This window comes from Agarivorans sp. QJM3NY_30 (genome assembly GCF_050870855.2).
Lineage (GTDB): Bacteria > Pseudomonadota > Gammaproteobacteria > Enterobacterales > Celerinatantimonadaceae > Agarivorans.
In genome coordinates this window covers 2,009,841-2,023,837 of the sequence record NZ_CP194038.2, presented here as the reverse complement: position 1 = coordinate 2,023,837, position 13,997 = coordinate 2,009,841, and the positions used below count along the sequence as shown (strand labels likewise).

Annotated in this window: 10 protein-coding genes; 7 read left to right on the top strand and 3 right to left on the bottom strand. The window is 46.5% G+C overall.

Annotated elements, in window-relative coordinates; genetic code table 11:
* Positions 1-90: 90 nt before the first annotated feature.
* Complete coding sequence (gene sixA, locus ACRRSX_RS09335) at positions 91-555, bottom strand: phosphohistidine phosphatase SixA (RefSeq protein ID WP_432453477.1); 465 nt, start codon at positions 553-555, stop codon at positions 91-93.
* A 156-nt stretch (positions 556-711) separates the two neighbouring features.
* On the opposite strand from sixA, the gene ACRRSX_RS09330 reads away from it, so the two are divergent.
* Positions 712-3,501, top strand: coding sequence for an insulinase family protein (locus tag ACRRSX_RS09330; RefSeq protein WP_432453478.1), 2,790 nt, complete (start codon positions 712-714; stop codon positions 3,499-3,501).
* A gap of 54 nt (positions 3,502-3,555) precedes the next feature.
* On the opposite strand, the gene fadJ is transcribed toward ACRRSX_RS09330, so the two are convergent.
* Positions 3,556-5,679: a fatty acid oxidation complex subunit alpha FadJ gene (fadJ, locus tag ACRRSX_RS09325; RefSeq protein ID WP_432453479.1), complete on the bottom strand. Its 2,124-nt coding sequence runs from the start codon at positions 5,677-5,679 to the stop codon at positions 3,556-3,558.
* On the bottom strand, positions 5,679-6,986 hold the full coding sequence (gene fadI, locus ACRRSX_RS09320; protein ID WP_432453480.1) for an acetyl-CoA C-acyltransferase FadI: 1,308 nt from the start codon (positions 6,984-6,986) through the stop codon (positions 5,679-5,681). The genes fadJ and fadI overlap by 1 nt, the downstream gene beginning before the upstream one ends.
* Before the next feature lie 178 nt (positions 6,987-7,164).
* Between fadI and ACRRSX_RS09315 the strand changes: the two genes are divergently transcribed.
* The 6 genes from ACRRSX_RS09315 to ACRRSX_RS09290 are packed head-to-tail and all read left to right on the top strand — an operon-like array spanning position 7,165 to position 13,995.
* The gene (locus tag ACRRSX_RS09315; RefSeq protein WP_432453481.1) at positions 7,165-8,121 is read left to right on the top strand and encodes an AAA family ATPase; all 957 of its coding nucleotides are present in this window, start codon (positions 7,165-7,167) and stop codon (positions 8,119-8,121) included.
* Positions 8,121-9,035, top strand: coding sequence for a DUF58 domain-containing protein (locus ACRRSX_RS09310; RefSeq protein ID WP_432453482.1), 915 nt, complete (start codon positions 8,121-8,123; stop codon positions 9,033-9,035). Before ACRRSX_RS09315 ends, ACRRSX_RS09310 begins: the two co-directional genes overlap by 1 nt.
* A complete protein-coding gene (locus ACRRSX_RS09305) occupies positions 9,028-9,573 on the top strand; it encodes a DUF4381 domain-containing protein (RefSeq protein ID WP_432453483.1) in 546 nt (181 codons plus the stop codon). Before ACRRSX_RS09310 ends, ACRRSX_RS09305 begins: the two co-directional genes overlap by 8 nt.
* Positions 9,566-10,570 carry a VWA domain-containing protein gene (locus ACRRSX_RS09300; RefSeq protein ID WP_432453484.1) on the top strand — a complete coding sequence of 335 codons (1,005 nt, stop codon included), beginning with the start codon at positions 9,566-9,568 and terminating at the stop codon, positions 10,568-10,570. Before ACRRSX_RS09305 ends, ACRRSX_RS09300 begins: the two co-directional genes overlap by 8 nt.
* Positions 10,570-12,384, top strand: a complete 1,815-nt coding sequence (locus tag ACRRSX_RS09295; protein WP_432453485.1) for a vWA domain-containing protein — start codon at positions 10,570-10,572, stop codon at positions 12,382-12,384. Before ACRRSX_RS09300 ends, ACRRSX_RS09295 begins: the two co-directional genes overlap by 1 nt.
* Positions 12,385-13,995 (top strand): BatD family protein, encoded by a 1,611-nt coding sequence (locus ACRRSX_RS09290; RefSeq protein ID WP_432453486.1) that lies wholly within the window; start codon positions 12,385-12,387, stop codon positions 13,993-13,995.
* Positions 13,996-13,997 lie beyond the last annotated feature (2 nt).

The window sequence follows — 13,997 nt, the reverse complement described above, 5'->3', positions numbered from 1 at the left end:
AGATCCCAAAAGTACAAAAAACTAGGAACCTTTGTGATTTTAAACAATAAACTGGTCAAACAACACTGACGGAGTATATAAAACCGAATATCACAAGCTAATTGGATGTTGTAAGGAAACTAAATCATGACTATCCGTAAGGCTCAATTCAGCCACGGCCGCGGTACTAAACAAAGGTGCACCAGCTTCCGCAGCCAGCCCCCCCACCAGATAACCCACCAAGGGTAAATGTGATACGACAAGCACGGTTGCTGTCGGTTGTTCAATCCCGAGCTCATGAATTAAACCAATCACTGCCGCTTCATCTCCTGAAGGCGTCAACTCTTCCATTTCAATTAATCTAGATGGCTCAGGTAAGTATTCAGCCAAACACTGCCATGTTTGTTGCGCACGCAAATAAGGACTGAGCAAGACATAGTCAAGCTTGGTCAGTTTAGGTGCTAGGTACGCCGCCATTTTGCCAACTTCTTGTAAGCCTGCTTGATTAAGCGCCCGTTCGCTGTCCGTGTTAGCAAACATCTCTGCTTCACCATGGCGCATAATAAAAACTTGCATAGAATGATTCTTCTTTTTAATAAGGGTGAATAAACGCGTATATTTGATTCTTCGGCTGCTAATTTAATTGAAATGCCACAAAACATCCATCAGAGTTTGCAAGCTCCTCGCAAGAGACTGATAATCATATGACTCACTTCAACAAGGACACTTGCCTTGCGTATCAGCCCCAATGATCCGAAAAATTATCGTTCAATCACCCTCGACAATGGTCTTAAGGTGCTGTTAATTCAAGATGAAAGCGTGCAAAAGTCAGCCGCTTCTCTGGCGGTAAACATTGGTTATTTTAACGATCCAAAGGGGAGAGAGGGCTTGGCGCACTTCCTCGAACATATGTTATTCTTGGGTACGGATTCTTACCCTGTGGCTGGCGAATATCAAAGTTTCATTAATCGTCATGGTGGCAGCAACAACGCATGGACAGGGACCGAACATACTAACTACTATTTCGACATTGAACATCAATGGTTCGATGAAGCATTAGACCGCTTTAGTCAATTTTTCATTTGCCCCTGTTTTAATCCCGATTTAGTGGAACGTGAACGCCAAGCGGTAAATTCTGAATACCAGCTCAAACTCAAAGATGATGTACGTCGAATTTACCAAGTACACAAAGAAACGGTTAATCCAGCGCACCCCTTTAGTCAATTCTCGGTAGGTAACCTTGATACCTTAAGCGACAATGCTGAGTCTTCGATTCGCGATGATTTAATTAACTTTTATCAAAGCCACTATTCCGCAGATTTAATGACTCTTGCATTAATTAGCCCTCAAGCTTTAGATACCTTGGAACTTTATGTCAAACAATTATTTAGTCCAATCCAACGCTTAAATGTCTCACCACTGAGCTTCCCCCCTTTATATTTGGCTGAACAACTCGGCATAGAAAGCCATATTCAAGCAGTCAAAGAAGTAAAAAAATTAAGCTTAAGTTTTGCTTTTAGCAATATGGATAAGTTCTATCGCACTAAACCGCTCACCTATATCGCCCATTTACTCGGCTATGAAGGACCTGGCAGCTTAGTGGCCTTATTACGTCACGCAGGCCTAATTAATTCGATGGCAGCCGGTGGGGGGATTAGCGGTCATAATTTTAAAGATTTTTCGATTAGCTATAGTCTGACCGATCAAGGTGTCGAATGTATTGATCAAATCATTGATGCCACTTTTAGTTATTTAAAGCTCATCAACCAACAAGGTTTGCAAGCTTGGCGCTATCAAGAAAAACAACAAGTTTTTGAACGTGCTTTTTTATATCAAGAAAAATCGAGAGCAATCGACTTCGTCTCACATCTGGCAATTAATCTCCAGCACTACCCCGCAGAAGACGTGATATACGCAGACTATGCTATGGAGTCTTATGATCACGATTTAATCAAGCACTGCCTAAGTAAATTAGAACCACACAATATGCGGATCAATGTGGTATCCCCCAATCAACAATGTGACAAAGTAGCAAAATGGTACTTCACCCCTTATGCAGTCAAAAGCATCGAAGCTGAGCGTTTAGCGCGCTGGACTAGCCCAAAATTACTGAATGGTTTGCAACTCCCCAGCAGCAACCCTTTTCTCAGCTACAATAAGGCCCCACTCACCAAAGTTGATGGTCACGAAGCAAAACCACAACTGTTAATCGATCAAGCTGGTTTTCGTTTATGGTTCAGCAATGAACCCGAGTTTAAAGTGCCTAAGGGCCATCTCTATTTATCGGTTGACTCTAGTTATGCTGTCGCCTCGGTTCGAAATATTGTTTGTACTCGGCTGATGGTTGAGTTGATGCTCGATCATCTCAGCGAAATGACTTATCAAGCAGAGATAGCTGGAATGTCTTATCAGCTTTATGCTCATCAGGGGGGCTATACTTTACATTTATCCGGTTTTAGCGATAAACAAATTCTATTGCTTAAAATGATCTTAAATAATCGCAAGTTTGGTCACTTTGAACGCGCCCGTTTTGACATCATTAAGCAGCAATTGCGTAAGCATTGGCAAAATCAAACTCAAATAAAACCAATCTCACAACTGTTCAGTCAGCTCACATCTTTACTACAACCAAACAATCCGCCACCCAGCGAATTATTAGCTGCACTTAACGACGTCGAGTTAGAACACTTGCCTGATTTTGTGAAAACGCTCTACCAAAACATTCATATAGAAATGCTTGCCTATGGAAATTGGCCGCAATCAGAAATCCTTGAGTTAGGCACATTTATCCTACAAGAGGTCTCTCCAAATACCATCCCCTCAAAAGAAACACCGCGAAAACTGATTAGTATTCAAGGTCAAGGTACACTGCTATATGAGGTTGATTGCCAACAAAGTGACTCTGCCTTAATGATTTATTACCAAAGTGATGATCTAAGCTCTGAAAATATCGCCCTATATACCCTCAGTAATCATATAATGACTTCTACCTTCTTCAACGAATTACGAACCAAACAGCAATTGGGCTACATCGTTGGCACCGGTAATCTTCCCCTAAATCGCCACCCTGGGATTATTTTTTATGTGCAATCCCCGCATGGTCGCCCACAAACCTTGCTTGATGCCATCAACGATTTTCTCGATGATTTCCCTGTACTGATGTTTGAACTAAGTGATGCCCAATGGCGTCATAGTAAACAGGGTTTAATTGCTCAAATACTAGAGCGGGAAAGTAACATGCGCACCCGCGCTCAGCGCTTTTGGGTCAGCATTGGTAATAAAGATCTCAGCTTTAATCAGCGCCAAGCAGCGGCCGCTTGTATTGAAAAACTAGAACGACGGGATCTAGTCCGCTTTATGATGAGCTTAAAGAGTAAAAAGCGTGACCGGGTGGTGGTTTATAGTCATGGTGGAGGAAATCAAAATCAGGATGCCCTGAATACCCATCGTTTAGAAACCGGTGATACAATTACCAGTCGGGTCAAATTTCAGCAAGCATCTAAGTTGTATAGTTATAACTAGGCGAAATCCAAACGCTGCAGAGCCCAAGCCTTCGCTTGGGCTCTGGGCCGCTCTTTACGGATAATAGCGTAACTCTTGCTCTGCCATCTTCAGCAAAGACTCACAGGGCCTAAATCGTTCCCCATAGTTCGCTTCCATCGCTCTGAGCTGATCGACTAATCTTGTAATACCGATCTGGTCCATGGCGCGAAATGGCCCTCCTAAGAAAGGCGGAAACCCAATGCCAAATATGGCGCCTAAGTCACCGTCGCGAGCACTGCGGATCACTCCTTCGTCCAAACAGCGAGCCGCTTCATTTAACATCATATAAACACAACGCTCACTCACCTGTGAGGCTTCAATCGCCGGCTGTGGCGTCACTCCAAGCAGCTTATACACCGCGTGGTCGACCGGTTTCGCTTTGGCTCTTTTATGCTTGCTGTATAAGTAAAAGCCACGGCCATTTTTCTTGCCTAAACGCTTATCTTCAATCAATTTTGCAAAAGCCTCTGGGGCTTTAAATCGAGCGCCAAATTCGGCTTCCAAGATCGGCGCAATCTTCGAGCCAACATCAATCCCAACTTCATCGAGCAAGCTCATCGGCCCCACAGGAAAACCATAATCAAGCATGGTCTTATCGATGTGTTCAACCGCTTGTCCCTCTAATAACAAGCGGGCCGCTTCATTGATATAAGGGGCCAAAATACGGTTCACATAAAAACCTGCCACATCTTTCACCACGATCGCCGTTTTCCCCTGCTGACGAGCAAACTGCAAGGTATCCACAATGGTTTGCTCGCTGGTGCCTTGATGCGGAATAATCTCGACCAAGGGCATTTTTTCTACCGGGCTGAAATAATGCAAACCAATCACCTGCGCTGGGCGAGCCGCATTTACCGCGATTTGAGCAATCGGTAAGGATGAAGTATTACTGGCAAAAATAGTCTTCGGCTGACAATGTTGCTCGATATCAGCAACCATCTGCTGCTTCAACGCTAAATCTTCAAATACCGCCTCAACAACCATTTGAGCATTGCTCATACCACTAAAATCAGTGGTTCCACTCAGCGCACTCATTTGTTTTTGCAATTGAGCATGACTAATGAAGCGACGTCGCCGCTTTTTATCGAGCAATCGATAGGCATAATTTAAAGCCCCCGTCACGCCTTTTTCACTGACATCTTTAATCCGAACCTGAGCCTTAGCTTTAGTGGCAGAGACAAAGGCAATTCCGGCTCCCATTAAGCCGCCGCCTAGCACTGCAACTCGCTCAACTGGATGGGGAGAAACCCCAGCAAACAGCTGCTCTTTCTTTAGCGCATTGGCGGCAAAAAATAAACGACGTAAAGCGGCCGATTCTGGGCTCATCACTAAACTTGCAAAACGTTCAGCTTCCTGTTGATAAGCCCGCTCAGCGCCTTGCTCAACACTCGATCGTACACAGGCGATAATCTGCGGCGGTGCCGGATAATTGCCCCGTGTTTTATTCAAGGTTTGTTTGCTCACTTGCGAGAATAACAATTGACGGCCCAAGGGATTACCTTCCAACAATCGTGATAACAAACTCAACTTAGCCTTCGGCCTCCGTTTTGGCTTGCCCACATACTTCTTGGCCGCTTCCAGCAAAATGCTCTGCGGCACAATTTCATCCACCAATCCACTTTTCAAGGCTTGTTTAGGGCGAAGCTGCTTACCGGTTAACATCATTTCCAAAGCCCGCTGTAAACCAATTAATTTAGGTAAACGCTGAGTACCTCCACCACCAGGAAGCAAGCCTAGCTGTACTTCTGGTAGGCCAAGGTTAGTTTTTTCTGCGGTACTACAAACACGATAATCACAAGCAAGCGCCAGCTCTAAACCGCCTCCCAAACAAGGACCATGAATTGCCGCAATCACCGGAAAAGGTAAGCCAGCTAAACGCGCGAATACTTGATGGCCAGCCTGAGAGAGAGCTTGCGCGGCTTGTTCAGTCACACAAGCGTCGAGCATACTAATATCAGCGCCAGCAATGAAAGAATCCGGTTTTCCACTATAAATAACCAAAGCTCTTAACTGGCTTTGCCCTTCCAATTCAGCCAAGATGACATCTAACTGAGGGCCAAACTCAGCTTTAAGGGTATTCATGCTATCGCCTTGAACATCAATTTTTAACAGTCCAAGCTGCGCTTCGATGCTTAAACTAAAATTTGCCGCTTCCATTATTCAACCTCCAATACCATTGCAAGCCCTAAACCACCCGCGGCGCAGGCAGTGGTTAAGCCTAACCCCCCCCCTCTGCGGCCCAATTCATTTAACATCTGGGTGATCATTCTAGCCCCTGTCGCTGCAAAGGGATGCCCATAGGCAATAGAGCTACCCAGTACATTAAATTTATCCATATCGATTTCACCTAAAGCTCTCTCACGGCCGATCGACTTGGCAAACTCATCGCTGGCAAACATTTTAATATTGGCCAGAGTTTGCGCCGCAAAAGCCTCATGCATTTCAATCAAGTCCAGATCTTGTAAGCTAATTCCAGCTCTATCTAAGGCGATAGGGGTTGCATAGGAGGGGCCCATCAACATGTCTTCATGGACGTCAATAGCAGAGAAGGCATAACTACGAATATATCCTAAAATAGGCAAAGCCATTTGTTTGGCCTTATCTTCGCGCATCAACAGTACCGCCGCAGCGCCATCAGTCAGCGGACTGGCATTGGCCGCAGTAACGGAACCATGTTTACGGTCAAAGACCGGCTTTAACTGAGCCAATTTCTCCTCATTGGAATCACCACGCACATTATTATCCCGACTCAGAAAGCTACGATATGGCTCTGAATAGGCGGCCATCACCTCTCCATCAAGTTTGCCTTCTTGCCAAGCTTGATGGGCGAAACGATGGGAACGTACGGCTAATTGATCTTGAGCGGCACGTGCAATACCGTGTTTTTTGGCCATTTGTTCCGCCGTTTGCCCCATAGACATTCCAGTCGAGTACTCTGCGACGGCTGGCGGAACCGGCAACATGTCTTTAAAACGCAGCTTCTTTATAATACGCCAGCGCTGGGCAACGCTGCGAGCCTTCGACAAATCCAACAAACTTCTGGCCAGGGTTTTACTCACCCCTATGGGTAATACCGAGGAAGAATCAGCGCCCCCTGCAATGCCACAATCAATGGTTCCGGCCATAATCGATTCCGCCACATTAACCGCTGCCTGAAAACTGGTGGCACAGGCGCGCGACACGCTATAAGCATCGGTTGAGACATCCAATTGAGTACCTAACACAATCTCACGAGCGATATTTGGTGCTTCGGGCATTTGCACCACCTGACCAAACACCAGCTGCTGGATCTGCTTCACATCCAGATCAACGCGTTTAATTAATTCATTCACCACCATTTTTCCTAGGTCAACTGCAGGAACACCATGGTAGGCTGTCGCTTGACGAGCAAAAGGGGTGCGCAAACCGGCGACTACGGCGATACGAGCGCCATTGGCCGTGCTTAAAGATTGTTGTTGGTGCATTCAAGTATCCTTCATCGATGAAGAGGTCAGACCTCACGACAGTATATTAACCTTTTATTTACAAATTTCAAACAAGCGCTTAAAACTGATATTAAATTACCAAATTTAAAGGAAATTTTTTGAGACCTAAGCAAGAGTGCTTTATTATCCGCAAGCGACAGACAATTTAGAGGATGCAATGAGCAATAACAATTTATCAGCCATTCGCGATTATCTTAATCAAAGCATTGTTGGCCAAACAGAGTTTATTGATCAACTACTTATCGCCCTACTCGCCGATGGTCACATACTGGTTGAAGGCCCTCCAGGACTGGCAAAGACCCGAGCTGTCAAAGCCTTATCGGAGTGTATTGAAGGTGACTTTCACCGGGTTCAATTTACTCCTGATTTATTACCCGCAGATTTAACTGGTACCGACATTTTTCATCCAGAAACCGCGAGCTTCAGTTTTCAAAAAGGGCCTATTTTCCATAATTTAGTGCTCGCCGATGAAATTAACCGCGCCCCTGCTAAGGTGCAATCGGCATTGTTAGAAGCCATGGCTGAACAACAAATCACCGTAGGCAGTAAAAGCTATGCGCTACCGAAGTTATTCATGGTGATGGCCACCCAAAACCCGATTGAGCAAGAAGGGACCTACCCGCTTCCCGAAGCGCAACTCGACCGTTTTATGTTTAAGTTATGCTTGAGCTATCCTGATGCAGAAACAGAATTGAAAATTTTGCAGCTCACCGAGCGTGAAGCCAAGCAGGTTCATCTGCGTCAACCAGAAGCACTCACCCAGCAAAAACTATTTGCCCTGCGTCGTGCTATTCTCGAAGTGCATATCGCCCCCTCCCTCACTCAATATATTGTTGACTTAGTGGTCGCAACTCGCCAACCAGAACGCTATACCGACGAATTTAGTCAATGGTTGGAATTTGGTGCCAGCCCGCGAGCCAGTATTGCCCTCGCCAGAGCAGCCAGAGCACGAGCTTGGTTACACGGAAGAGATTTTGTCAGCCCAGAAGATATCCAACAACTCGCCTACCCAGTGCTTAGACATCGCTTATTACTCAGCTATCAAGCACAGGCAAAAGGGATCCAAGCCGATACTGTCATTGCTCGTTTACTCGAATTGGTGGCCTTTGCTTAATGAATAAAATCAATCGTCAGTCACCGGTGACATTGGCAATTGAGCAGTTAATTGAGGCCCGCGCCCTGCATCTCAATCTGCCGCCATGGCGGCAGATTACCAGTCATCGCCATGGCAACCGCTTAAGCAAGGTTCGCGGACGAGGCATGGAGTTTGATGAAGTTCGGCATTATCAACCGGGCGATGATATTCGCTGTATCGACTGGCGAGTTACTGCACGAACGGGGAAGACTCATACCAAGCTGTTTAGGGAAGATCGTGAACATCCGGTGTTTATTTTCTTAGATCTATCGCATTCAATGTATTTTGGCAGCGGCAATAAATTAAAGTCAGTATTTGCCAGTGAACTGGCTGCCTGTTTGGGTTGGTATGCCCAAGGCCTAGGTGAGCGAGTAGCCATGATGTTGCATCTTGGGCAACACAGCCACAATGAAAAACCCGCCGCCAGTAAAAGCCACTGGTTGAATCAATTGCAAGTGATCTGCCAGCAACACAATCATCAATTTGAACAGCTCAATCACGCCCAATTAGCGCCGTCGGAACCGAATACGAGCCTAGACACCCTATGCCAGCTAGTTAAAACTGGTTATCAGGTGCATCTTATCAGCGACTTTTATCACTTTGACCAAGACGCCGCGCTGCAACTCCAACGTTTGTCTAACCACAATCAAGTATTTGCCTGGCAAATCAGCGATCCACTGGAGCAAGCCCTACCCAGCACATCTGGCGCTCAACAATTAAAAGTGAGCCGAGGGCTTTCGAGTGCTTACCTGCAGCCGAATAACAAAGCCTTTCGGGAGCAATATCAACAGCGAGCGAGTCAACGCCAGCAACACATTCAAGCCATGTTACAGCAAGCTCGAATTCCTCATCAGCACTTTTCAACAGCCTTAGAGTGGCAAGACTATGCCTGAGCAAAACAATCCCCTCGCCGCACTCAAAGATATTATTTTGCCCAGCCAATTGGAAACCGGTTTACCCGCTGTTGGTTGGTGGTTGGTCGCAGGCTTAAGTCTGGTAGTTTTAGCGCTCCTATTATTCATTAGCTGGCGCTATTGGACACTCACCAGCACGCGCCGAACCGCGCTGCGTGAATTAAAAAGCTATCCCAGCATCGATTTGGTCCAGCTAAATATCCTAATGAAGCGGGTGGCCCTTAGTTATTTTCCACGACATCAGGTCGCCTCTCTCACTGGCCAGGCTTGGTTAGCTTTCTTAGATAGCAAACTCACCCGCGCCCCCGGTAAGTTTACCGCCTTAGAGGCCGAATGGCAGCGACAACTCTATACCGCAGAAACCATCGCTTTGGAACCTGCAACCCTGCACTTATGTGAGTACTGGTTAAAACACGTTGCTCCTCCGCTCAGTTGGGCAACTTTATTGACAGGTAAAATCTCACCCCCTTTGGGAATCACCAACCAAGCCAGTCGTAAAGAGGCGAGTAATGTTTGAATTCCTGTGGCCCTATGCCTTCCTATGTTTACCACTGTTATGGCTGATCGAGCGAAATCGACCAGCCCAGCAACAAGGTCAAGTGGAACAGCTGCTCAATACCAGCCTTCCATATGCCCAAACACAAGTAGTATTCCAGCCGCAAATCTCCCGCTTAAAGCGAGGCGTTAAATGGCTGGTATGGTGCTGCTTAGTGGTCGCCCTCGCCCGTCCGGTTTGGTTAGATGAACAAACGCAAGGGATTAACGAACAAGGTCGAGACCTACTATTGTCGGTAGACATGTCGGGAAGCATGCAAGTACAAGATATGCAATTACAGGGGCAAAGCGTAGACCGTTTAACGGTCGTAAAACACCTATTAAAAGAATTCATTGATCAGCGCCATGGTGACCGAATTGGCATGATTTTATTCGCAGACCACGCCTACCTCGCCTCCCCCTTAAGCTTCGATTTAGATTCCTTACTTACTCAAGTCGATGAGCTAGTTCATGGTTTAGTGGGTGATAGAACCGCCATCGGCGAGGGGATTGGTCAAGGCATCAAGCAACTCATGGATCATCCCGCGGAACAGCGGATATTAATTTTGCTAACCGATGGCCAAAATACTTCAGGCACCGTTGAGCCTATACAAGCGGCTGAAATTGCAGCAAAAAACAAAGTGGTGATTTATACCATTGGTATTGGTGCCGACGAACTCTACCAACAAACTTTGTTTGGAACACGTAAAGTCAATCCTTCGCATGACTTAGACGAAGCCACCCTGCAACAAATCGCCAAACTCACTGGCGGTAAATACTATCGCGCACGCAGCAGCGAAGATTTGGCGAAAATTTATCAAACCATTGGCGCACTCAATCCAATCTCTGAAGCTCAGCAATATTACCGGCCACAGTACGAGTTATATTATTGGCCGCTTGCCTTTGTGATCATCCTATTGTTGGCAATGCTGGCCCGTCCAATATTCAATCGCCGCTTTCACTTCAAGGAGCCAAATTAGTGTGGTCACTTAGCTTTTTACGCCCCGAGTGGTTACTGCTTAGTCCCATATTACTGGGATTGTTAATCAACAAACAACGTCGAGAATCATCGGCTTGGGGACAACTACTGAGCCCCGGTATGGCGAAATACTTACTCAGTAAACCCAGCCATACAAAACATTCACAATGGCATTTAGCGAGTCTATTGGGCTGCATTATTATCAGTCTCTCTGGACCCAGTATCGTGACAGATAATATCCCGCTCTATCGAGATGGCAGCGCTCGGGTATTAATTATGGATATGTCCTACTCGATGCGCGCCCGTGACGTAAAACCCGACCGGGTCGAACTAGCGAAGTTTAAAGCCCTCGATCTACTCAAACAATGGCGAGACGGCGAGACCGCTTTAATCGCCTACGCTGGCGATGCTTTTGTGCTGAGCCCCTTGAGTAGTGATAGCAATACCTTAGCCAACTTGGTGCCACATTTAAAACCAGAATTAATGCCAGTGCATGGCTCCATGCTGCCCCTTGCTTTAAGTAAAGCTGCCGAATTGATCCAGCAAGCGGGATATAACCAAGGTGATGTGGTGGTAATTGGCGATGGTCTAAGTGAACAGCAAATACAAAATAGTCTGAACATACTAAAAAAACAGCACTTGCGTTTTTCGATGTTGGCGGTAGGCACCGAACAAGGCGCCCCCATTCCCTTAGAAGACGGCAGCATGCTTAAGGATCAATACGGCAGCATTGTGATCCCAGAAATAAAGGCCGAAAACTTCCTCCCCTTATGCCAGCAAACTGGCGGTATTTGCCAATTTATCAGTGCCGATAATAGCGACATTGAAAATTTAGCATCCTTACGTCACCGAGAAGCGAACTCACAGCAAAGTGCTAACCAACAAACGCAAGGCCGCAAAGATATTGGCTATCTGCTATTGCCGTTAATCATGTTATTGCTGTTGCTCAACCTCCGGCGCGCAGACCTACTTTTGGTTTGTTTATTCATCACCTGCTTGGGCGTGCCCAAAACCAGTTTCGCCATCGATTTATGGCAAAATCAAGCTCAACAAGCACAACAGGCTTTCGAGCAAGGTGACTATCAGCAAGCCGCAGAACAATTTCGCGATCCACAATGGCAAGCTTCGGCACTCTACAAAGCCGGGAAATATCAGCAAGCCCAACAGCTATTTGCGCAAGACCATAGCGCCACAGGCTGGTTTAATCAAGGTAATGCGCTTGCCCAATTGGGTGACTATCAACAAGCCATTAACGCCTATCAGCAAGCCTTAAGTTTGCAGCCTAAATTCCCTGAAGCGGCCGAGAATAAGGCTTTAATCGAAAAATTAAAGCAACAGCAACAGCAACAGCAACAGCAACAGCAACAGCAACAGCAAGATTCTGAGCAACCTAAACCGTCGCAACAGCAACAATCAGCACAACAGTCAGACCAGCAAGCTCAAGACTCAGAGCAGGCCCAGCAGCAGTCATCTGAACAAACGCCGCAACAGTCCTCGTCTTCCTCAGAGTCAGAATCGACCGAACAACAAACAGCCGCGCAACAAACAGAACAAGATCCACAACAGGCGGACCAAGACTCGACCCAACAGTCAGCAGCAGAGCAACCAGCCAGTGAAGAACAACCAACAGAAACATCAACAGCGCAGCAGGCTCATCCGACAAATGCCCAAGACCAAGCAACGCTCGACCAAAAAGAGTTACAGCAATGGCTCAATACACTACCCAATGATCCCAGCTTACTGCTACGAAACAAAATGTACCTCGAATATCAAAAACGTCGTCGCCAACCCAGCAACAATCAGGAGAATTGGTAAGTGAAAGCGCTCAGTTTACTATTCACTCTTTTACTTAGCTTTAGCAGTTATGCCACCACTAAAGTCACCGCCTCAGTCAGTCAAAACCCTGTGGCAGTAGGCCAAGCCTTTACTTTAGAGGTTGTTGCCGATGATACTCTGCCAGTTAACGAATTTGACCCGTCGGTCTTGCTAAGACAAAACTTTGTGGTAGGTAGCACCGCAACTGGCCGCCAACACACCAGTATTAACGGAAAGTCTTCCACCCAAACCCGCTGGACGACCACCCTGTTGGTGCGTGAAGAAGGTAGTTATTTGATCCCTTCCTTTACGATTGGCGGACAAGCGACCATTCCCATTAAGTTAAAAGCTAAAGTTATCGACAAACTAGATCCCAGTAACGATCAAGTGCGCATGGAGGTCAGCATCGACCAGCACCAAGTCTACTTAGGACAACCGGTTCGCTACACCAGTAAAATTTGGGTCGCGAATAGTTTAGACCAAGCCAACATTATTGCCCCTAACATGCTAAACGCTAAAATAGACAAACTAGGGGATGACAAACAAGACTTAGAAATCGTCGATGGAAAACGCTATCGAACCTTGATCCGCCAATGGCTGATCACCCCAGAAAAGGCAGGTCAATTTGACATCAAGGGGGCACATTTAAGCGGCTTGGTTAATGATGGAAACTATCGTACCAGACCTATTGATATTGAAGCGCAAAACCTATCACTCAAGGTAAACCCACCGCCAGCTAACTTTCCAGGAACTTGGCTACCGTCCAGCGATTTGCTACTCAGCGAAGAAGTTCAGCCGCTACAAAGTGACTACCAACAAGGCCAGGCCTTTACTCGGATCATTAATCTCACCGTCGCTGGTATCACCGAAAAACAACTCCCAGAGATTGAACTCGATTATGGTGATAATTTTCGGGTATACCCCGAACCCTATCAAGATAGAACCATCGTTAAAGACGGCATCGTTTTTGCGCAGCGTACCCTGCACGTAGCGCTCATCCCCATCAATAGTGGCCAATTAACGCTACCCGCATGGAAGCTGCCGTGGTGGGACCTAAGTAAAGATAAGCTCGCCTATGCTGAAATTGAGAAACGAGAAATTAAAGTGAGTCCAGCACCAATGAGTAGCCAACTTAACTCGATGCCACCCGCAAGCACGACCAGCGCCATCACCACAGCACAGGGCGACGAGCGAGCGAGTAAGACGTCATTATGGACTTGGTTCTTTGCCTTGGCGTGGTTAAGCACCCTCGCTGCGCTCATTTTCATTTGGTGGCGTTATCAACCACAGAGTCATAAGCATAAGGTCTCTAAAGACCGACACACTCAAGCCAAAGAGCAGCCCTCAGACTCATGGTCAAGCTTTAGCTCATACTGCCAACAAAATCAAACACAACTAGCCGAACAGATGCTAAATCGCTGGGTAAGCCAACAACAGCTTACAAAACAGTTTTCGGATCTACAAGCAGAGCTGAGCGCGATCAACTGGGGCAAAGAGAATCAACCAGACTTAGATTTAAAGGACTACTATCAGCGTTGCTTAGCTATGAAAAACACGCTAGAAAATCAAGCAAAGCAAGCCCATCAATCACTTGCCTCGCTCAATCCATGAAT